The organism is Veillonella montpellierensis DSM 17217 (genome assembly GCF_000426745.1).
Taxonomy (GTDB): domain Bacteria; phylum Bacillota; class Negativicutes; order Veillonellales; family Veillonellaceae; genus Veillonella; species Veillonella montpellierensis.
In genome coordinates this window covers 4,159-27,982 of the sequence record NZ_AUFY01000016.1, presented here as the reverse complement: position 1 = coordinate 27,982, position 23,824 = coordinate 4,159, and the positions used below count along the sequence as shown (strand labels likewise).

Genomic DNA, 23,824 nt, shown 5'->3' with positions numbered 1-23,824 from the left:
TATCTACCTTTATTAGCCTCGCAGGACTAACTTAAAAGGTTCTCAGAAAATACGATGGTATCCCGTACCAAATCTATCATTTTCTTCTTTACTATGATACTAAAAATAAAAATATATGTCAATTAACTTTCCTTGAAGAAACCTATGCGATTCTGTAGTCATCAACCGTTTGTGACGCCCTGTCATAAGGCTCTATATAAAGCACTCTCAATGACACTCCCTTATACATTGCAAGAGGTGTGACCATCCATGCTATGCATGATTGCGCATTACATATGCCTGTGAAAGTCATCTCATCACACATATAGGTTTTGATACGTTCCATACTATCTATATCGTATCAAGACTAGTACAGAGAAAATGCTCTCTATCGATTTTCCTTGATAACTAGTAAAACGCTACAGCGTATAGCCTTATTAAATACTATTTTCCATATCTAGAATGCGTTAACTATCCTCTTTTATCTAATTCACAGGTAGGCACCAATAAAAATCGGATAGGCAAATTCGAAGCTCCTGCAGGCATAAAGTTAATCGCAATCGTATCGCCGCCTCTATACTCACCTAGGTCAAACGTATCATATATTGTCTGATGTCCAATATAGGGTTTCATACTATTTCCCACATCATATCGTTTTGTCCTATACGGCGTACTAATCAAAAAAGAACCTGAGTAAGCGCCACCTAGGGGATTAAAGAATAAATGAAACCGTTCTTTACCCGTTGTATGCACTACCATCTGATATGACACGCCATAATTACCCGTATCTGTTACCGCTTCATGATTCGACAATTCATCTACGCCCTCGATAAAAGGATCCTCTCTACCATTGACGACGTCAATATAGGATCCACTTTTATCACTATTGAACGTTTCAGGTACTGTAATGGTTCTCAAAGCTCCTACATAGGTACCACGCAATCGTACATCATCTTTTGGCAGTGTAGGAACACTATATGTCGAAGTAAGAGAAGCCGCGCCTTCTGGCAACATCATAACCTTAATAAGCGTATCATCGGATGTAATGCAATCAATAAGTCCCGAAATAAGTGCCTCTGGTTTGACCTGGATATCCTCTAAATCAGCAAACAATAGCCGTTTCCCCAACGGTGGTAAGGTAAAGGAATTGGCATGAGGCAAATCTTCTTTTTTAACATTGATGATAGTACCTTCTGTATCATCTGCTTGGTAATTTGCTAGCTGCTTACGACTAGCTGCTAATGCCTCTTTCAACTGTTGGTACCGGCTCGTATCTATGCCTTGATACACATCATCTATCAATGAACCCGATGGTGTCACTGATGTACGATCAGACGCTATATATCTATTTTCCTTATCATTAGTATCCCTAGTACCTACATAGGTGCCATCTGATACGTCGTCTTCTTTCGTAGCGCTACTAACATGTTGTAACAAAGTAATTTTATGAGTCTTCTTAGTATCCGTTAGCATGTTTGATACGCGTTTTTTCTCTTCTTTTTCTCGTTTTTCTTTCCATCTATCTAAACGAGCTTGTTCTTTCTCTAATTCTTTTTCTTGTTGTTTAATTTGTTTTTCTAACGCTTTTCGCCATTTCACTTGTTCCAGATTGAATTTCTTGGTATCCTTTTCATTTGTGACTATCGCCACCGATTCTGGTAACGGCGCCGACATATCGAGTCGAGATAATTCACGGCCCACAGCAAAATAATCGGGACTAGGCTTGCTCACTAATGCTCTACGAACTGTTATATGATTCAATTTCATGGATTTATTTTCAATCACAACTGCTATTTTTTGTGTATCTTTCATATCATTCACATGATAAAAGTAAACTCGTCCATGTCCATGAATCGTACCTGCACTTAAAATTCCACCCACAGGGCCTACATATTCTGGACTATCAGAAAAGAGCAACCCATATTTTTGATCTGTCACTTCTGTAGCCATAGGAGATAATTCATAACCCCCTGCCTGTAAATTAATAGTTCGTCCTTGCACTACAGTGTATAAACTAGTTGCTAACGTAGCTCCTAGCAAACAGGATACAATCCGTTTCCACCACATACTAACTCATTCAAATCCTTTCTTATATGTCATCTAAACCATTGGGCTCTAAGGTTAATGCAATCTGTTCAAGCTTGCGCAAGCGATGACCAATACCCGATTTAGACAATACACCACCTATGTGGTCAGCTAACTCTTGTAAACTCGCATCTGGATGCTCTATCCGAACTTCTGCGATATAGCGTAACTTATCCGGTAAACTAGAGAATCTATCATGTCGTTCAATGATCCGAATCGCTTCTAATTGGCGTACTGCCGCATCTACCGTTTTTTGTAAATTAGCCGTTTCACAATTCACTTGTCGATTAATTTGATTGCGCACCGTTTTCATAACCCGTACCGTTTCAAATTCCATTAATGCTTGTCCAGCTCCCATAATTTGAATACAGGAAGTAACTGCATCGCCTTCTTTCAGATACACTACATACTCATCTTTTCGTTCCGTCATGCGTGCAGAAATTTTAAACAATCGCAATACATAAATAATTTCATTGGCAAAAGCTTCGTTACTACTCATAAATTCCAAATGATAATCACTTTGTGGTTTATTCACGGATCCGCCACCTAGAAAAGCGCCACGCAAAAAAGCTCGCCGTGCTTCTAAGGATTTTAACCATTCATGAGGTATTTGTGCCGTTACTGGCCAGAGCCCTAACTCTTCCATAACTTGCCGACTATTCTCTGTTGGCTCTACCGTTAAGGTATACATATTTTTCTTGCGCAAATTCAGTCCTTGCCGTACTACTACAGCAGTAGGCAAGTTATATTGTGATCTAAGTATGGTTAACACACGCCTAGCCACCGCATTATTCGCAGTAGCCAAGCGAATTCCCACTGTTCCTTGACGCCCAATCAATAAAGAGCCACCCATTCGCAATAAGCAGGATACTTCGATAACAGCACAACGGCTATCTTCATTTTGATACTGACATAATTCATTTTTTACATCTTCTGCAAATGACATACAAAGCTCCTTTCTAGACTTATCACGTTATATTCTTACTAATGATCATCACGTTGTAAATAATATTCTAAAATATGTGGTTCAATATCTGTTTGTAAGGCGTAGATAACATCCATAATAACTTTAGCCAATCGTTCCGAGTTATGCGTAGCGCGATCAAAGCCATCTACTAAATTAGCTCGAACAATACGTATATCCATCTGTTGCAACCGGTCCATATCAATGACAACAGGATTGGCCCCCCTATGACGATATTGTGATAATACCTTTTCATCCAATGTAGTATCATGAACTAAAACAGTATCAATCATATTAGGCCCACAATGACGACCTATCGCCTCAATATGATCGGCTACCGTATATCCATCAGTTTCTCCTGGTTGTGTCATCACATTACAAATATAGATTTTTTCCGCTTTGCTTGCTTTAATATGATCTACAATTTTGTCGACTAACAAATTAGGCAAAATACTTGTATATAAACTACCAGGTCCTAAAATAATGGCATCCGCTTCATCAATAGCTTGCAGTGCCGCCCCTTCTGGTTGTGGATGTGCCGGTTGCGTAAATATACGCTCAATGACTTTACCCTCGTGTGGAATATTACTTTCCCCCGTAACCATAGTGCCATCTGTATAGCGAGCTAACAATTTAATTTCTTCCGTAGAAGATGGAATCACACGGCCACGGACCTTTAAAATTTTACTCGATGCTTCCAAGGCTTTTTCTATATCTGAGTCCAACACTTGTGTTAAGGCCGTCAAAAAAAGATTCCCAAAACTATGACCAGATAAATCGCCCTTTCCATCAAAGCGATATTGAAAAAGCTGTTCCATAAGGCCCTCTTTTTCCGCCAACGCTACCAAGCAGTTTCGCAAATCTCCAGGAGCAATCATTTTAAAATCTTCCCGTAACCGTCCAGAAGATCCACCATCATCGGCAACTGTAACGATAGCTGATAAATTTGACGTATGTGTCTTTAAGCCTCTAAGAAGCATGGATAAACCAGTACCGCCACCAATAACAACTATGTTAGGTCCCTCTGTTAATCTAATATTTTGAAAGATATAATCACTCACTTCATCAGATTCATCAGGTATAATGGCACGAATAATTGTTTTTACTACTTTTCGTAGACCTTCAATCATTAATACAATACCGATGCCTAACAAAATAAAGCCACAGGATGCTAAAATTGTATAGTTATAGGCACCTGTTGTTTCATATAAGGTCTGTAAAACTATATCTTCCATATACGATAGCCATTGATAGTTCAACATAAGTGTAACGCCTACCATCAATAGGAATACACCTAGAGAAAATAAAAATAACCATCTCTTAATTTTAAGGCCCGGTACAAGCCAGCGAGCCCATTTTCTCCGTATCATCTATATCATCCAATCCTTTATGTAGCATGCACACCATACTATGTGTACCATGAGTGTTCTCATAGTATACATAGTCATACATCATCTATATTCCATTTGCCTACTACTTGCTTAAACTTTCAATTTCATGAGGGTTAAAATCTTCTTCCACTGTATTTTTCATCATATCACGATGCTCTACTGATACGCGATACCCCTCTTCTTGTAGATGACTATACATAGCTTCTGCCATGGCCACCGATCGATGCATACCACCAGTACAACCTACAGCAATGACAAATTGTGTTTTTCCCTCTTTTTCATAATTGGGAATTAAAAAGTCTAAGGTTCCAAAATAATGTTTTTTAAATTCGTTGGTAATGGGAAAGGAATGAATGTAGTCATTCACTTCTTTAACGCGCCCCGTTTTATGGCGATATTCAGTTATATAATATGGATTTGGTAAGAATCGCACATCCCATACCATATCGGCATCCAAAGGGATGCCATATTTAAAGCCAAAACTAACTACTGTAATCGACATGCCTTCATGGTTTTCTACTTGAATAAATTTTTTCCGTAAAAACTCTTTGAGTTTTGATGTTTTCATATCCGTTGTGTCAATAATATAGTCCGCCCGATGCCGAATGCTATTCAATAGTTCTCGTTCTTTATGAAGGCCTGTTGTAATACGTCCATTAGGTGCTAGGGGGTGACTTCGACGAGATTCTTTATATCTGCGAATCAAGGTCGCATCCGTAGCTTCCATATACACAATTTCATACGGTACTTTCATTTCTTTTAAAGCATCCAGTGCCTCTGATAAAGAGTCAAAAAACTCGCCGCCTCGAATATCTACGACTAAAGCGACTTGTGCAATTCGTTCGCCCCCTTGGCGACACAATTCGCTAAATTTTGGGATTAATACGGGGGGAATATTATCTACACAAAAATACCCCATATCCTCTAAGGCTTGCATTACTTGTGTTTTTCCTGCGCCTGACATGCCTGTTACAATGACTAATCGAAATGCTTCCATCCCTATCCCTCCAATATATGTGTTTCAATCCAATGTGCTACACCGTCTTCCTCATTCGACAAGCAAATATCATCAGCTACCGCCTTTACGGAATCTTCCGCATTACCTACTGCTACCGCATACCCTGGTAAGGTCAACATAGAAATATCATTTTCCGAGTTTCCAAACATAACCATTTCTTCTGGCGTAACGCCTAAAGACTTACCATAGTGTAGTAAGGCATTTCCTTTTGATACATCAGGTCCAATGATTTCTAAAAAATCAGCTTGACTCCGAACAATAGACACCATGGTACCTAACTTGTCTTTCATATAAGTTTGTATCGTTTCAATTCTATCCGGTGTATCAATCATAATCAATTTATTCGCTTCTTTTTCTACATCGTAGAGATGGTCACCTAAAAACTCTGGCTTGGCACCCGTCTGTTTTACATACTTGTCCGATTGCCATGTAGGATGATGACACACTAAATGATCCTCAATATAGGCTTGTATATACCAATTATGTTGACGCGTAATTGCATACACCTTCTCCATCGCACTAAGCGGTACCGTATGCTCCCATACAATCTTTCCTGATAAAATATGCTGTATAACACCACCAGAGTATAAAATCATAGGAATATCGCCTAACCCTAACGATTCTCCTACAGGCTTTGCCGTTTGATACATGCGACCTGTGGCAATCACGATATGAAAGCCCCTATGACTGGCACGTTGAATGACCGATTTTGTATATTCTGATACGGTATTATTAGATCGTAATAAAGTTTCATCTAAGTCTATTGCCACTAGTTTAATCATGATACTATCCTTTATGTCTTATTAAATGCGCGCCATAGATAATTCACTATACTTATAAAATGAACCGCCTAATGCCATCAACTCATCATATGTGCCCGACTCAATGATACGCCCATGATCCATAAAAATGATGCGATCCACCCGATCAAGGCCTTCTAACTGATGTGTAATATATAACGCTGTCTTATTTTCTACAAATCGAAACATTTCTCGTTGTAACTGATAGCGTGTTACTTGATCTAATCCTTCAAATGGTTCATCTAATAAAATAATATCACTATCTCTTAAAAATAATCGCGCTAAGGCAACGCGTTGCCGTTCGCCGCCACTTAATGCCACACCATGTGAACCTACCATTGTGGTAAGTCCTGCCGGCAACTTATCAATAACTGACTCTAACCCAGCAGCTACAATACACGCCATCAATTCATCATGACTCGCCGTTGGTTTAGCAAGTCGAATGTTCTCTTCAAGAGTTGCTTCAAAAATATACGTATCTTGCGTAACAGCACCCCATAGAGAACGACTGGTTTCTATATCATAAGAAGATAATTCTTTTCCTTCTACACGAATACTGCCCCTATACGGATAGAATCGTTGTAACAGATTAAACAACGTTGTTTTGCCAGAGCCACTGGCCCCTACAATAGCAACGGTTTCCCCTTTTTCAATAGAAAGAGATAGGTTGTCATAAATTGGTGTATCTTCATAACTAAAGGAAAGTCCTTGGCACACAATAGAAGGCTCTGGTCTAGTAGGTCCTCGTCTCATTATAGCAGAAACTCTATGACTGATTCCATCTTCTGTCATACATTTTGGATCTGTAATAGGCAAAGTATGCTCTACTTCTTCTGGTGATACAGCCTTAATTTCTTGCTGTATCATAGGGCTATGATCACTTGTATACGCTTCTAATGCACGAAGTCGATTCACTGCAATCTTACTTTCATAGCCATGATTAATGGCGATAATCATCGGTTGTAATGCTTCAAACCACGCTTGTAAGCCAATGGCAATGACAGACACATAAATGCTTTCTTGCGCCGTATGAAGCGGTACACTAGCTATGATAGCCCCCACAATCATAGTCACTTGCAATGTAAGTAAGAATGCTATCATTCCTTGGTTCGTACCATAGGTGATGGTATTATGATACTCATCCGTTTCTATAAATCGTCGTTCTAATCGCCTTTTTGTATCGCCCACTTGACCGTATACAATGATATCACATAACCCGGATAACACTTCTGCTATATCTGCTTTCAATATGCCTTGCTGTGAAGATATATCACGAAGGGCTACGCGATTATGACATAATACATAATAAGGGATAATAACAGTGGTGATACAAAATACAATGATTACGAGCAAGACTAAGTATGGCGAATAGGAAGCCACAAATAGCATCACAATGGCGGTCATCACAATAGCGCCAATAGGCGGAATAAGTACACGCAAATAGAAGAACTGCAGCGTTTCAATGTCTGCCATAATACGCCCTAATAAATCACCTGACCCGATGTAACGAAATACCGCTGGTGCTACTGGTTCTAATTTTTCATAAAACCACAACCGCAACCCATACAGTCCTTGAAAGGCCATGCGATGGGAAACATACCGCTCAATATATCGAGAAACGGCGCGACTAATGCCGAAAAATCGTACGCCTACAATGGATAGTCCCAAATAGGCTAACTCTGGATGTAATGCGGCTGATGCTAATAGCCAGGCAGAAGTACTCAATAGGGCCACGTTCATGAATACAGTGATAACTGTGAAGATTAAGCTTACTACTAAGGCTCCCTTTGAGGGCGATAATACAGAAAATAATAACTGCCAACATGACCAGCTAGTAGTGTGAGATGGTGTGTGCTTTTCTTCCTCTATCGTAGTGTCATGCATAGCGTTTTTACGAAGATCTCCACGTTTTTTACTCCATCTACTACCTACCGAATCTGTTTCTAATTTCACCGTCCTAGCTGGCGTATTCCCGTATTTATCACTCATTAGCGATGTATCATCGCCAGCGACTTGCCCCGTCGTTCTCCCTGCCTCTAACATAGTAGTGTTAGAATCGGGGAATGGAAATTGCTCGCCACATCCTAAGGCTCTCGTTTGAGATTCTATGAACGCTTTGCCATTGCCAGTTTCCACCAATGTGGCAAAATAGCCACCGTTTTCTAACAAAGATCGATAGGTACCACGCTCAACAATACGTCCCTCTTTCATGACCAATAATTCACTAGCCCACGTCATCGTCTTTAAGCGATGTCCTATGAGAATGACGAATTTATTTTCCATCAATCGCTGTAAGGCACGATATAAGGAGCTTTCTGTTTCTACATCTAAATGGGCGGTCAATTCATCTAAAATTAAAACAGAACCGGTACGCAAAAAAGCACGCGCCAATGCAATCCGTTGCCGTTCGCCACCACTTAACCCCATGCCATGCTCGCCTATCGTCGCATCAAGACCACCACGATCCATCACAAAATCATAGGCTTCGGCTAACCGTAATGCTTTATATACCTCTTCATCTGTAGCCACCATACCAAAGGTAACATTATCACGCAAAGATCCTTCAAATATATGGGGATATTGTGATACATATATAATTTGTTCACGCCACCAATCGATAGATAGATCAGCCATATCATACTCAACTATTGCCGGCATCGTAGATATTCCTTGATCGACGGATGTAGCATTTGCTACGTGGATATGCTTTTCATCTTTCCATGCATTATGCGTGCTATCATGACCAATGCTATCTGCTGTTCTTACACACCGCACCACAATATGCCCTTCTGTAGGTTGTAAAAATCCTGCCACCAAATTAGCAATGGTCGTTTTCCCAGAACCGCTTTCACCTACCAACATAAGTGGCTTATTTTTTTCTAATGAAAAGCTAATATTCTGTAATGTAGGCATCTGAGAATCAGTATACCTATAATTAACAGTATCAAAATGAATCGATGTAAACGCATCATCAATAGTGCATGTGCCATGTCGCTCTATGGGTAAAGGCGATTGTAATAAGGCCTCGACTTTATAGAGGGAAGTAGCACCCGCCATACCTGTATGAAATGCCGATCCTAATTGCCTAAATGGTGTATAAAATTCAGGGGCTAATAAAAGTACGAAAAATGCCGCTTCATACTCTATATGCCCATACAGTAATGAAGTCCCCATATACACCGCGATCAAAGCCGTACTAATGGTTGCCACTAATTCTAGTACCATAGCCGATAAAAAGGCTACTCGTAACACACGCAACGTGGAATCTCTAAACTCGCCGGACAAACGAGCAATCACTTGTAACTGTTCCTTAGAACGGCCAAATACTTTCAGCGTTGTCAATCCTTGCAAAATATCTAGAAAATGACTTGATAAAAAACTCATCCGTTCCCATTGTTCTTGATTCATTTTTTCTGCTTGTTTTCCAATAAGAATCATAAAACAGGGAATTAATGGCACTGTTACCAATAAAATAATACCTACCCAAGGAGCCGCATCAATGATGGCAATGCCCATAATAAGAGGAATCAAAACAGTATATAGCATTTGTGGTATATACGTGCCCACATACGCCTCAATCTGATTCAGTCCATCGGTTAATAGATGAATGGTATCACCTGCCACCAATGGTTGTCCTAATTCCGAGCTGAATATATGGCGCAACACTTTGTGGCGAATCGATTGTTTTATCAAAGTAGCTAATTGATGAGAACAATAATCTTGCCAATACGTGGCGAACAGACGAATAATAATCACTATCCCCAATGTTATAAGCGTATTAATTTCTTCGGTCCATGGACGATTCTCTAAGAACAAATCACTAATTAATTTAGCAAAAAACCACGCTTGACCAACAATAGCTAGGGAACTAACGATACTTGTAAGAACAAGCATAGCGCTTTGTTTTTGACAATGTTTAATTTCTTTGAAAGCTGTTTTATTAACCACATGCCCTCCTCTATACAAAAGAAGCGCACCCCAACGAGCACGCTTCTTTACCTATTATAACTGGCTAATATCAGCTCAATTATATGTATGGATTAATAATGTAAATCGTCTTCTGTAATACGTTTACGGAATGTGTAGTATACCCAAATTTGGTAAGCTAATACAATTGGTACAAAAACGCATGCCACTACTGTCATTAATGCTAATGTATATGTAGATGAAGATGCATTCGTAATTGTTAAGCTCCAATCAGGATTTAAACTGGATACCATAATACGTGGGAACAAGCCCGCAAAGTAAGCAGCTGTTACCATGATGATTGTCAAGCTACTAAACAAAAATCCAAATTTAGGATTTCGTGTGCGTGTAGCAAACCAAGATACTAAGAAACATACGATAGCCAATACATAGGCAATGATTGCCAAGATGTTATCGAACATATCTGTACATACATAAGTAGCACCGCCTAACACTAAGGCACCTACTGCGGTAATAACACCTACTACTAAGGAAGATGCTCTAGCACGTTCAGAAATTTCACCAGCTGTTTTAATACAAGTGTACAAACCACCATGATATAAAAATACTAAGATGAAAGCAATACCACAAAGAATGGTATAAGGGCTCAATAAGTCGAAGAAGGATCCAACATATGTCATCGTTCCATCAATAGGAGTTCCTTGAATCAAATTACCTACGGTAACGCCCCACAATAAAGCAGGAATCAAGGATCCGAAAAAGATGGCATAGTCGAAAGATTTTCTCCATGTGCGATTAGGACTTTTACTACGGAACTCAAACGCTACACCACGGAATATTAAAGCGGCAAGCATTAAGAATAATGCTAAATAGAAGCCACTAAACAAAGTAGCATATACATGAGGGAATGATGCGAACATAGCACCACCAGCAGTAATCATCCAAACTTCATTACCATCCCAAACTGGGCCAATCGAGTTAATCATTTGACGGCGTTGTACATCAGTTTTGCCGATAATTGGCAACCACATACCTACACCATAATCAAAGCCTTCTAATAAGAAAAATCCTGCAAATAATACGCAAATTAGGATAAACCAGATTACGTTTAAATTACTCATAATTAGTTCCATAATCTTGCCTCCTCTTTTTCAGCTACATCGTGTGATGAATTACCATCAGGTCCTTTTTTAATATGTTCACATGCTAAATATACGGCAGCAATTGCTACAATTACGTAAATAGCAGTAAAACCTACAATAGTTGTAACGATTTCAGGAGCTGTTACATTAGTAGACGCACCTGCTGTTGTAGTTTGTAGACCATATACAAGCCATGGTTGACGGCCAGCTTCTGCGGTAAACCAGCCAGTAGCATTGGCAATATATGTAAGTGGCAACATCCAGAATAACCATTTCAAATATGTTGTTCCTTGTACAAAATTTTCTTTGTTAACTTTACATACACCAATTAACGCTACAATAATCATAATGCCAAAGGCTAGACACATAACACGGAATGTCCAGAAAATAGCTGTTACATCAGGAATATAATTACCTGGTCCGTATTGTGCTTCTGCTTGTGCTTGTAAATCTTTAATACCCATTACCTTACCAGATGTAAAGCTGTTTTGTGTTAAGAAAGATAAGCCCCCTGGAATTTGAATCGCAAAATCATTTTTTTGACCTTGTTCATCAATGCTAGCAATAATAGAAAATGGTGCTGGATCTTGTGTATCCCAAAGTGCTTCAATAGCTGCCATTTTCATAGGTTGTACTTCTGCAATGTATTGACCTTGATGATGGCCTACACCTGCAGCTGCTAACCCAGCTACTAATGTCACTACCAAGCCCCATTTAACAGATTTTTTATAAAAATCAATATGGGCTTTTCTAATTAAATGCCATGCACTGATAGCTGCAATAACAACAGCAGCAGTCATTAAACCATTAAGTACAATATGGAAATACTGGCCTGGTACATATCCATTTGAAAGAATCGCTAAGAAATTATCCATTTCTGCACGGCCATTGCGAACTACATACCCTACTGGATGTTGCATAAACGAGCTAGCTACTAAAATCCAAAAAGCCGATAGATTAGTACCAATCGCTGTTAAGGTTGCTACAACTGCATGCGCTTTAGAAGAAAGTCTGTCCCAGCCAAAGATCCATACACCCATGAATGTTGATTCCAAGAAAAATGCCGTTAATGCTTCCAACGCTAATGGAGCACCAAAAATATCACCCATAAAGCGAGAATATTCAGACCAGTTCATACCAAAATGGAACTCTTGAACGATCCCTGTTACAACCCCCATTGCAAAATTAATAAGGAATAATTTTCCCCAAAATTTCGCCATTTTTTTGTACACTTCTTGTTTAGTGTTTACATAGGTCCATTCCATAACTGCCACTAAGATCGTCATACCTAATGTAAATGGTACAAACAACCAGTGGTAGATTGATGTCAATGCAAACTGTAATCTGGCTAAATCCACTGCATCCATAATTTTACCGTCCTCCTCATAATGATTACCTAATTTAAATTAATGTACTCTATACCACTTGTTCTGCTGCATACTGTGTAGAATCACCACATATATGCAACTCGCTTCGAATCTTCTTTTCTCGCATTGCTAACGTTGCAAAATTTTCCGATTCTAACATCTCTATAAGTTTTGTTTGAATCGCACCGATACATTCATGGAGTGCACAATGACCTTGACAGCCTCGAGAGCAACTGTCTACATCATATAAGCATTTCTGTAAATATGCATCACCTTCAACGGCCACAACTACATCGAGCAATGTAATATCTTTTGGTTCTCTTTGTAAAGCAAAACCACCTTCAACACCGCGATAGGATTTCATAATCTTAGCATGTATCAAGCTGCGCATAATTTTTAATAAAAACCGTTCTGGGATACATTCAGCACGAGCTAGCTCTCCGCCAGTTTTCTTAGTACCCACTGGCAGCATAGACATATGCACAATCATACGAAATGCATAATCAGTTGCTTGATTAAATTTCATAGTCCACCCCCATTCTATTTTCACTCTGATTAAACTATACTCTGAAAGTGTACATTATGTATAAAAAAAATTACACATCCTGAACTCTTATCTTGAGTGTATTATATATTGATTATTTTTTCAAGCTTTTTTTATAGTCTTCCCCCTACGTCAGATATGAAATATAGTCATATATACGCATTATCATAGACCTATAGGTCTATGATAATGCGTTATAATGCTATCCATTACCATACCACATAGGGCAAGACTATCCCCTACGTATACAAAAATGCTGGAGACAAACTATCATTCTAGTCCTCCAGCATACTATATAACACTCTATATAATTGTATTATCCTAAGACAAAAGAAACCACTCCATATACAATGGCTGATACGATCGCACTCAAAGGAATGGTCACGAACCATGCCATTACCATCGATCGTGCAACACCCCAGTTAACCGCTTTTACGCGTTTAGCTGAGCCAACGCCCATAATGGAACCACTTACCACATGAGTAGTACTAACAGGCAAGTGTAAAAATGTAGCCGTAAAAATGGTTAATGCAGAATTTAAATCCGCAGCGAAACCATTAATCGTTTCCAATTTAAATATTTTTGTACCCATCGTGGAAATAATTTTCCAACCACCTGCTGCTGTTCCTAGTGCCATTGCTGTGGCACACATAAGTTTAACCCAAACAGGCACATCCAGTGTATCAATATAGCCTCCGCTCACCAAAGTTAATGTAATAATCCCCATCGCCTTTTGAGCATCATTTGATCCATGGGAAAATGCCATTAACGCAGCCGATACTAATTGCATACGTTTAAACCCATCATTTAAAAGAATGGGAGAAAATCTGCCAAATATAGCCGCCAAGATGTGCATAATAATATAGCCACCAATCATAGCTACTATAGGAGATGCAATCAGGGATATAAATATTTTGCCAATCCCTTCCACATTTAATGCATCAAAGCCTACGGATACACCAACAGCACCGATAACACCACCAATTAATGCATGGGAAGATGAACTAGGAATACCAATCCACCACGTTAATAAATTCCATACGATAGCGCCAAATAAAGCAGCCGCAATCACACCACTATTAATTAAATCTGGCGATAATACTAAATTGCCACCAATAGTCTTAGCAACGCCCGTACTAACTAATGCGCCAATAAAGTTTAAACAGGCTGCCATAATAATAGCATTTCTAGGGGATATAGCCCTTGTTGATACGGATGTGGCAATAGCATTAGCCGTATCATGGAATCCATTAATATAGTCAAATCCGACTGCCAACAGTACTACGAGCCATATTAAATAGTGATCAAGCATATTTCAATACTACCCGGCGGAATGTTCCTACCAAACGCTCGCATCCATCAATTGTGTCTTCCATGGAGTTAAGAATTTCCTTCCACTTAATAATTTCAATAGGATCCTTACATTCTGTAAATAATTTGGCCATCGCTTCATGATATACATCATCTGCTTCCGATTCTAATCGTAATACTTCTAATGCGCGACCTTCTACTTTAATATAGTTTTTCTTTAAACTCCCCATATAAGAAATAGATTTTGTAATATGTTTCATGCATTTCGCTGCAATTTCTGCTAATCGAATAGATCCTTCTACCGGATCACCCGCCTGATACATACACATTTTATCCATAATGTCTTTAATGCTATCAATAGTTGTATCTAGTTCATCAATCAATTCTTGAATATCTTCACGATCCATAGGAGTAATAAATGTTTTACGTAACCGCTCTACCGTTTCATTAACTAACTCATCAGCTTCTTTCTCTTTTCGATCAATATCACCTAATGCAGTTTCTTTCGATATTTCTCCTTTCAATGCTTTTACCATCAATAAGGATGCTTCATGACATAATTCAGCATGCTCGTTTAAAATGCTAAAAAACTTTTCCTCTTTTCCTTTTAGTTTAAAAGCCATAGATCCTCCTGTGAAAAATATACGCATCTAGCATATAAAAGTATACCCTAGTACACCTAAATTATACCATATAATAATTCTCTACATCCTATGTTTTTATAAAATGTAATCATGAGAGTAATAGATATTATTAATTTTCACTATGCAATTTCATCATAACTAATCATTACTGAATAATACATATCTATACGGTGGTGTGCTGAGACTTTTTTATCATCCTTTACTAGATTATGACCCTGAGTAATAGATACTACATGTTACAACTCCTGTTACATCACACAATATATATGCACCAACGTATACCTATATATAATACATCCTATTGATGACCACAGTCATACCTATAACAACTAGCATGAGGAGCATAGCTTACAAAGCTATGCTCCTCATGTAGGTATAAGTGGTCTATAAAATTTTACAATATAGTGCCAATTGGCGCCTGCTCATATCATATCTCTATCGTTTTCTACTATTGTATACGATAACAGTTTTGTCATACTATTTATTAACTTCATACACAGCGTGCGCCATTTCAGGAATAATAAGTCGCTCCATACCTAGTGAAACGGCTCCCACAGAACCAGGAAGTGAAAAAATGACCGTTTTCTCACTGACACCTGCTACAGCTCTCGATGCCATAGCCCGTGTACCAATATCGTCTACATAACTTATATATCTAAAAATTTCGCCAAATCCAGGAATTTCCTTATCTAACAAATCGGTAACCGCTTCAATTGTTACATCCCGCTTGGCAATGCCTGTTCCACCAGTCGTAATGATGCAATCCGGTTGTATCGCTCTTAACCATTCACGAATTTGCGACTGAATTTGGTCATAGTCGTCCGGCACAATCTCCTGTGCTGCCACATGATGATGTGCCTCTTTCACAAACTGAGCCACTGTTTGTCCCCCTTTATCAGTTTCCCAAGTCCGTGTATCAGAGACTGTTAATATGGCAACCTCTAATGGTCTTCTATCCATTTCCATGTGTGACATAATAATGGTCCTATCCCTTTCTCTATACTACAAATCTTCGTTTACATAAAGCAAGATAATATATCTATTTTTCTAACATAGATTCTAAAATGACCACATCCGTACTACGCATTCCTTCACGAGCGATTTTGGCAATCGTATCTACCGTCGTATCAATGTCGCCTTTTACAATGCCATCCCCTGTATGAAAGCTATTGCCCGTCTTAGCTTGTCGATGCCCTAAAAATGCATTATTCAAAGCCAGTGCGATTTTCATAGCACAGGAGGCTTTTGCCCCATCACAAATTACCCCCGATGTGCCTGCTAATGCATTCGACAAAGTTTGTGCTACTACCTCTCGACTTTCACCTAACAAAAAGGCAATGGCCGCCACCGTAGCGGAGGACGAACTAACCACGCCACAATAGGCACTCAAGCGGCCTATGCCAGATTTAATATATAATGCTAACATATTGGCTAATACGAGGGCGCGTACTGTCCGTTCTTCTAAAATATGGTACTCCTTCGCATAAATTAGAATTGGCACTGATAATGTAATACCTTGATTCCCACTGCCACAATTAATCATAACTGGCAAACTACATCCACTCATACGTGCATCCGACCCTGCTGCCGCATAGGCACGTGCCCGTTCCTCTATAGAATCACTTTCACGAATAATCAATTTTCCGATATTAGCACCATAGTCATTGGCTAGTCCTTCTTCGGCAATCGCCATGTTATACTCTAATTGTTGCTTAATTACATCATAAACTTCGGAGATGTCTCCATGATCGGCAAAATCATAGCACTTATTAAAATCCAGTTCTACTGGTACGGTGGCTGTATCAACTACAGGATTATCTAGTAGTACGGTGCCATTTTTTTCAATCCGTACAAGATTTGTATGGGCGTGTTCTACAATCACCCGCACCACATCATCACCATGATACGCAAACACTTCGATATATAAATTTTCTACATTTTCTGCTAATTCAACGGTACAAAATTCAGAGTCCACTAGTTGATCTGCTTTCACTAAATCACTTGGCGATAATGATTCCAGTACTTCTAGTTTACGGTCCGCATTACCGACAATCGCACCTAGCACTAAGCTATAGTAAATACCTCGTCTGCCTTCTGCATTAGGTATGGTAACACTCTTAGCATTCTTGATGATATTGCCACTGCACAAAGCATGGATTCTATCGGGGAATGCACCTAATACTTCTACCGATTTTGCCACCGCAAAGGCTAAGGCAATCGGTTCTGTACAGCCAAAAGCCGGTACAATTTCATGTTGTAATAATGTAATAAATTCTTTCATAGTATCCCTCATTTTTCTCTTTCTCAATACATACTGATTTATTAAATGATAACTATGTATAGTATATATCATTATCTACTATATTGCATTAATAAATACCATTCTTTTGAGTATAATATACATTTTTAATAGGATATCATGTGATCGTAGATACATTTTCTATAGCAAAGCTCTAGGTCCTAGCGGATAATTGAGTATATATAGCCACTAGAAATCTACCAATCTAAGAATCCATGCTAATCGGCTTCACATAGATACCATATGTAATAATAGCACTTAGTCAACATCATCTGTACGACTAAGTGCTATCTCCAAAATTTAACAATATATAGTACTTTCAAAATGATTCCATAAGAATCTTTTCCTGTTTCCATCAAATTTATTGTGTATAGGATACACTAACTAGAGGCAGAGTGCGTTTAGGTGGATATGTTTTCCATACCATATATATTCCCACTCATATAGCAAAACCTTTAAAATTTCCCACGCCACTACCTATTAGAAAGAAAATATGCCTACACCACAGAATCGTCATAGTTACACTACCTCAATAGATAGATGCATTACCAATAGGCGTTGTAAAGAAAATATACTGCCCATAGCAGGCCTATTCATTTTCACCACCTCCATATCATCTACTCCATTAATAGAACAGGATAATACAGATAACAGATGTAATGAATGTGACAATAGCTGGCACAGAAGCCCGTTTCACTAAGTCTACACTAGAAATGTTTGCCATGCCTGATACGGCAATAATAACTGCACTAATCGGAGATAACAAACGACCTACACTCGCAGAATTTTGCATAGCCAGTAACATAGGAGTCGCTTCCGCCCCTAATTCTTTGGCAAATCCCGGCACTAATGGTGAAAACGCAAACATGGAAGCAACACCAGATCCCATAACAACACTCAATACGACAATCAATCCTGCAATGCCAACGAGAATAAAGTCGAAAGGCAACGCCATCCCTTTAATGCCTTCTACAAAAGAATTAACGACGCCTAAGGATGTTAAGCCAAAGGCAAATGTTTCCCCTGCAACGATCAAAGTTACTGTATTCGATAATTGATTGCCCATGCCTTTAAAAAATACGGTAATACTATCTGCTACTTTTCGTAAACTACCTAACCGAATTAACTCACACGTCATGGCAATAAACAAGCTTAAAAACATGGCTAAGTTAACATTCATTTTAATGCTGCCTATGGCATATGGACTAAATCCTAAAATAAAAATGAGTGGCAATAATGGCAAAAACATATAGATCATAGGTCCTACAACTAATTCTGTATGTTCTACATTTTCTTCTTGCTCTACCGCTGTAGTCACTACATGACCTGAGCGCTTATCACAATATTGTTGCCAAACATAATGACTAATCGCAGCCATAAGTCCACAAATAACATATACTTTCAACTGATAATCAACAAAATATGCATGGACTGGAATATTTGCCGTTTTAGCCACTAACAAGGTAGTAGCTGAAGCGGGTCCAATATCAAGTAAATGACCAGTGGCAACAGCTGCTGCCGCACCTACAGGACTCACGCCTAAACGAACTAAAATGGGGAAAATCGTTACCATCATTAGCATTGCCAAACCAGAGGCACTAGGAATGACCAAAGACATGAACATATTGATAATGAACGTAATCGCCAACACTAAATAGGGGGCTTTCATTTTTTTCAACGGTTTCACCGCCACCGTAACCAAACGAGCACTAGCACCGATATGATCCATATATTTCGCAAAACCCGTACAGGTCATAATCATAAGGCCAAGACCTGCCACATCTTTACCTGCTAATACGACGATGTACTGAAAAGCGTCAAATATAATATTGCCAGTTTGTTGCTTTGCATCTACAAATTGTGTCGTATACCCCAAGCAAAAGGAAATTAGCATCATAACAAGACCACCTGCTAATAGTACCGATTGCGGTTTAAATTTTTTAATCACCAAATAACCTACAATTATAATCACAATAAGTGCTATCAATATATTCATTGTTTAGGACCCCCTATTAAAAGTTTTCTTTACTTTCTTTAAAATCAACTTTAATTTGTTCTAATATTTCTGGATGTTCTAACAGTTCCACTACAGTTAATGCAATCCCCTTGGCACCATTCATAATTACATCTTCTGCAAATTGTGTTTTTCCCCTATCCAACCACTCTTTAGAGTGACTACTTACTCCACGATTAACATATTTTACCCGTAAACACGCACCTGGCACACGGAAAGTGACACTTGAAAAATCAGTAGATCCTGTGACTTTACGCGGTTCAGAAATATCAGGAATACCAATCTCTGCTGCATGCTTTAGCAACATATCATTGAGGCGTTGCACATTCACCTTGTTATCATAGGCTTTTACCTCATCAATCGTTAAGGTGGCCCCCACTTGTAACGCTGCCCCTTCTGCAACTTTATACACTTTTTCTAGTACTTCATTGAGTCGAATACGACTGGAGGAGCGAATATACCATTGCGTACAGGCATAATCTGGTACAATATTAGCCGCCTTACCGCCATCTGTAATAATGCCATGCATTCTTACATCTGTTGGCACATGTTCTCGTAAATATTCCATACCATTAAAGAATAACAATACCGCATCTAAGGCGCTAATACCTTTTTCTGGAGCAATCGCCGCATGTGATGCTTTGCCGTGAAATTTAAAATTAATTAAATTCAGTGCCAGTGACTTACCATCAACCGTGGTAGAATCACTGCCATGCATCATAAACGCCACATCTAAATCATCAAATACACCATCTTTCGCCATGACTAATTTGCCACTTGCCGTTTCTTCTGCAGGTGTACCTAACACAATCAACGTAGCTGGTACGTCTAATGTTCGTTTTAATGCAATAGCCGTAGCCATAATAGACGGCGACTGCATATGATGACCACATGCGTGGCCTAATCCTTCCAATGCATCATATTCACACAAAAGACCAATCTTAGGCCCACCACCTTGAATATGTGCTACCGCTTTAAAGGCGGTTTTCAATCCACTAACTTCTCGTTCTACCGAAAATCCTTCTTTCTCTAACCGTGCTGTAATTCGTTTATGTGCCTCAAACTCCTCATTGCCTAGTTCTGGATGATCAAACAAGTAATCAGCGAACGCTTTCATTTCACCCCGAAGACTTTCAATTTCATTTAATAGCTTGTCATTATCCATGATATTCCTCCCTAGTCTCCTATATTACTACTCTCTAACTATTCCTATTACTTATCATATTAATGCTCTAACTAGATAAAATAAAATAGAAATACTTAATGCGATACTATTTATTTTTTCTATATCCAATAGTAATGTAACCATGAAAAATTTTAAAAAAATAAAGCTAGAGTTAGAAGGATTTATCGATTATAATAATAAAAACTACATTCTATCCTGAGTAATCTCTCGCACCAATGCTAATTCTCCTCATTAGTACACAGAGTATATATGTAGTAACACAATTGTCTCAAGAGTATGTAGTATTTTGTCTTTTTAGATACTGTAACGTAGGAGTTAGTATGGATTTTAAAGATTTAACAATTATTAAAGAAATCTATGAAACAAAAAATATTACCAAAGCGGCTAACAACTTATTTATTTCTCAGCCTACCTTAACCTATCACCTTCAAAAATTAGAAAAAGACTTAGGTATTTCAATTATGACGCGACAGCCTAAGGGTGTTGTGTTTTCTGAAAATGGGCTCTTACTAGCCCACTTTGCGCAAAAAACATTACAAGATTGGATGCACCTAAAAAAAGAATTTGTACTGACTAGCACCTCTTCATCAACACCGTTAAAAATAGGTCTATCAACGGTTATATCAAAACTAAAATTTCCGCGCCTATTTCAACAGTACACCCACATGCACAAAGAATTTAAACCACTCTTATATACAGGTTCTAGTACACTAGAACTACCTAAATTGCTGTATACAAAAGAAATTGATATAGCCATTGTCCGAGGCAATCTAACTTGGGAAGGACCTCAAATTCTGTTAAAAGAAGAACCGTACTATTTAATTTCCAATTCACCAATTCAATTAGAAAATTTATTAAAAAGTACCTGGATTTGCTATCAATCATCCTATATTACGAAAACGGATTTACAACTTCGCCAATGGTGGAATAGTTATTTTACACACCATACACCGAAAACAATGTTGCTAAACTCTATCGAAGCAGCTATTGAAATGGTGAAATACAATTTAGGATGGACGATTATTCCTGAAATCTACTTAATTCACTGTAGCACGCTACATGCTACACCAATTGCAATTCGCAATGAACAACCGATTACTCGCAAAACGATTCTCGCCTATCAACCTTACATAGAAATCCATAAAGAAGCACAAATGTTCATCCATTATATAAAAAAGTATTACAAATAAGAAAGCTATCTACTTTCCAATAACCTATCCATTACGCTTACTACTAAACAATATCTTACTCTACGTCTATCACCATACGCTTAGCATCGTCACAACGATGCACTGTATCTATCACTTTTTATATGCACATCTATAATGTATATAACAATAAGATTTTTACTAACCAAAAGAGATATCCCTTTTGTGAGTCCAATTAAGGATTACAGAAACCAACGATTACTTGCTAAAAGAAGCCTTCAAACAGAACGCAAACGAAAATGACCACACTAGAGTATGGATTCCTCTAGCGTGGTCATTTTCGTTATCATGAATTCAATGATTCTCGCTTTTCACAGGGGCTCTGTCTTCTGCTACCAGCAAGGTCGTTTCCGATGCTGTATCATAGGTAACTGATTTCGATTCTTCTGTGAAAGATCCAGAACCACCAATTCCGAAATATTTCTCAAAGAATATCTTTAGCTTGCTAATGACACCTTGTTTTTTCTCAGCACGCTTTGGAAACCTGATATAATGACATATCCAGGAGAAAAAGTACAGATTGATATAAAATATGTACCGAATGAATGTTTATTATTTCCCACAAATGGTGTTCACTATTACCAAATTACGGCTATCGATGAATATTCCAGAAAACGTGTATTGTCTATTGTAGATGAGAAGAGTGTAACTAACACAAGCAAATTTTTACTAGACTTAGAAGCTCGAATGGGCTTTAAAATACAGACAGATAATGAACGAGAGTTTACTAATTATGGAATTAAGGAACGATAATGTTTATTCGATAGAGTATTACGAGAATTAGGTATAAAACATAAACTGACACGCCCATTTTCACCATGGCAAAATGGAAAAGTAAAACGAAGTCATAAGGTTGATGGAGAACGATTTTACAGAAGAAAGTTTACCAGTCTTGATGCTTTTTTAAAAGCGCATCAACGGTATGCAAGTAGATATAATAACATAGTACAAAAAGTATTGGGGTTTACATCACCTAATGAATATTAAGAGAGTACTTTTTACGTACATCATTAGGAGTCTGTGTCACAAATGTTTGACTACTACAGAAGGAAGGAAATTGAGAGATAATTTAATATTTATTCTATACTATATTTGAAATTGCCTAACTATAATTTTACTAAAATTTTGTAAAATTTAATAAGTAACATTAAATATATGTTAAATTAGAGATTGCTATTAATTGTTTATTATGCATCAATTTATTCTTATTGCTTAATTATAAAATGAAATTGAACACATAAAAAATCCATAGTGAACCTTGTGTTATGATTTAGGTACCTAATCAAAATATAACCGAGGTAATCACTATGGATTACAATAATCATAACACGACATTACGCACAAATAAACACTTAAACTTCGAAGAACGATTTTATTTAGAAAAGAGAATCGCTCTAGGAGATAGTATTGCTGCAATTTCACGTGCATTGGGCCGTTCTAGAACAACTATTTATACAGAATTAAAGCGTGGTACTGTAATTCAAATTCGACATGGTAAATCTCAACTTGTATATTTAGCTGATTCTGGACAAGCAACATATGAAAGACAACGTGTTGGCTCCTTTAATACCATGAGAATTGGTGCTATAGAATCTTTTATAAATTGGATTGAAAGCAAGACTCTAGCTGATCGTTGGTCATTTGATGCTGCTGTTGGATATGCTAAACATAAGGGTTTATTTATGCGTAATGAAATGGTTTGTACTAAAACTTTATATAACTATCTTCACAAAGGTGTATTAGGTATAAAAGCAATTGATTTACCATTGGTAGTACGGCGTTCCCAACGAAAATCTATTTCTAGAAAACATAAGAGAGAACTTGGTAAATCCATAGAACTTCGCGATTCTAATATTGAAACGCGCGAGGAATTCGGACATTGGGAATTAGATACCGTCCGTGGAACAAAAGATAAGACAGACCATGTTTTAATCTCTTTACTTGA

General features: G+C 38.1%; 17 protein-coding genes and 1 pseudogene. 3 read left to right on the top strand and 15 right to left on the bottom strand.

What is annotated here, in order from left to right:
• Nucleotides 1-450: 450 nt before the first annotated feature.
• The 15 genes from K357_RS0105635 to K357_RS0105565 form a co-directional block, all read right to left on the bottom strand.
• Nucleotides 451-2,046, bottom strand: a complete 1,596-nt coding sequence (locus tag K357_RS0105635; protein WP_028257838.1) for a hypothetical protein — start codon at nucleotides 2,044-2,046, stop codon at nucleotides 451-453.
• A 22-nt stretch (nucleotides 2,047-2,068) separates the two neighbouring features.
• Nucleotides 2,069-3,010 (bottom strand): DNA-binding protein WhiA, encoded by a 942-nt coding sequence (gene whiA, locus K357_RS0105630; RefSeq protein ID WP_028257837.1) that lies wholly within the window; start codon nucleotides 3,008-3,010, stop codon nucleotides 2,069-2,071.
• A 38-nt stretch (nucleotides 3,011-3,048) separates the two neighbouring features.
• A complete protein-coding gene (locus K357_RS0105625) occupies nucleotides 3,049-4,398 on the bottom strand; it encodes a gluconeogenesis factor YvcK family protein (protein ID WP_028257836.1) in 1,350 nt (449 codons plus the stop codon).
• 103 nt (nucleotides 4,399-4,501) lie between these two features.
• A complete protein-coding gene (rapZ, locus tag K357_RS0105620) occupies nucleotides 4,502-5,416 on the bottom strand; it encodes an RNase adapter RapZ (protein WP_028257835.1) in 915 nt (304 codons plus the stop codon).
• A 2-nt stretch (nucleotides 5,417-5,418) separates the two neighbouring features.
• Nucleotides 5,419-6,219: a Cof-type HAD-IIB family hydrolase gene (locus K357_RS0105615; protein WP_038113691.1), complete on the bottom strand. Its 801-nt coding sequence runs from the start codon at nucleotides 6,217-6,219 to the stop codon at nucleotides 5,419-5,421.
• Nucleotides 6,220-6,240: 21 nt separating this feature from the next.
• Nucleotides 6,241-10,185, bottom strand: coding sequence for a thiol reductant ABC exporter subunit CydD (gene cydD / locus K357_RS0105610; RefSeq protein WP_028257833.1), 3,945 nt, complete (start codon nucleotides 10,183-10,185; stop codon nucleotides 6,241-6,243).
• A gap of 92 nt (nucleotides 10,186-10,277) precedes the next feature.
• Nucleotides 10,278-11,297, bottom strand: coding sequence for a cytochrome d ubiquinol oxidase subunit II (cydB, locus tag K357_RS0105605; protein ID WP_028257832.1), 1,020 nt, complete (start codon nucleotides 11,295-11,297; stop codon nucleotides 10,278-10,280).
• On the bottom strand, nucleotides 11,288-12,676 hold the full coding sequence (locus tag K357_RS0105600; RefSeq protein ID WP_028257831.1) for a cytochrome ubiquinol oxidase subunit I: 1,389 nt from the start codon (nucleotides 12,674-12,676) through the stop codon (nucleotides 11,288-11,290). Before K357_RS0105600 ends, cydB begins: the two co-directional genes overlap by 10 nt.
• 46 nt (nucleotides 12,677-12,722) lie before the next feature.
• Nucleotides 12,723-13,199 (bottom strand): RrF2 family transcriptional regulator, encoded by a 477-nt coding sequence (locus tag K357_RS08915; RefSeq protein WP_051212138.1) that lies wholly within the window; start codon nucleotides 13,197-13,199, stop codon nucleotides 12,723-12,725.
• 334 nt (nucleotides 13,200-13,533) lie between these two features.
• A complete protein-coding gene (locus K357_RS0105590; protein WP_028257830.1) occupies nucleotides 13,534-14,529 on the bottom strand; it encodes an inorganic phosphate transporter in 996 nt (331 codons plus the stop codon).
• Nucleotides 14,522-15,151 carry a DUF47 domain-containing protein gene (locus K357_RS0105585; protein WP_028257829.1) on the bottom strand — a complete coding sequence of 210 codons (630 nt, stop codon included), beginning with the start codon at nucleotides 15,149-15,151 and terminating at the stop codon, nucleotides 14,522-14,524. The genes K357_RS0105590 and K357_RS0105585 overlap by 8 nt, the downstream gene beginning before the upstream one ends.
• A 498-nt stretch (nucleotides 15,152-15,649) precedes the next feature.
• Nucleotides 15,650-16,147 (bottom strand): MogA/MoaB family molybdenum cofactor biosynthesis protein, encoded by a 498-nt coding sequence (locus K357_RS0105580; protein ID WP_028257828.1) that lies wholly within the window; start codon nucleotides 16,145-16,147, stop codon nucleotides 15,650-15,652.
• A 64-nt stretch (nucleotides 16,148-16,211) separates the two neighbouring features.
• Nucleotides 16,212-17,453: an L-cysteine desulfidase family protein gene (locus tag K357_RS0105575; protein WP_028257827.1), complete on the bottom strand. Its 1,242-nt coding sequence runs from the start codon at nucleotides 17,451-17,453 to the stop codon at nucleotides 16,212-16,214.
• 643 nt (nucleotides 17,454-18,096) lie between these two features.
• Complete coding sequence (dcuC, locus tag K357_RS0105570) at nucleotides 18,097-19,467, bottom strand: C4-dicarboxylate transporter DcuC (RefSeq protein ID WP_028257826.1); 1,371 nt, start codon at nucleotides 19,465-19,467, stop codon at nucleotides 18,097-18,099.
• Nucleotides 19,468-19,483: 16 nt separating this feature from the next.
• Nucleotides 19,484-20,650: a M20 family metallopeptidase gene (locus K357_RS0105565; RefSeq protein WP_028257825.1), complete on the bottom strand. Its 1,167-nt coding sequence runs from the start codon at nucleotides 20,648-20,650 to the stop codon at nucleotides 19,484-19,486.
• A gap of 341 nt (nucleotides 20,651-20,991) precedes the next feature.
• Here K357_RS0105565 and K357_RS0105560 point away from each other — a divergent pair, with 341 nt between their 5' ends.
• The 3 genes and pseudogenes from K357_RS0105560 to K357_RS08905 form a co-directional block, all read left to right on the top strand.
• A complete protein-coding gene (locus tag K357_RS0105560; protein ID WP_028257824.1) occupies nucleotides 20,992-21,861 on the top strand; it encodes a LysR family transcriptional regulator in 870 nt (289 codons plus the stop codon).
• Nucleotides 21,862-22,356: 495 nt separating this feature from the next.
• Nucleotides 22,357-22,916, top strand: a pseudogene (locus K357_RS10075) (DDE-type integrase/transposase/recombinase); the annotation flags it as partial.
• A gap of 270 nt (nucleotides 22,917-23,186) precedes the next feature.
• Nucleotides 23,187-23,824: IS30 family transposase (locus tag K357_RS08905; protein ID WP_038113695.1), on the top strand; the 638-nt coding region annotated here is incomplete at its 3' end.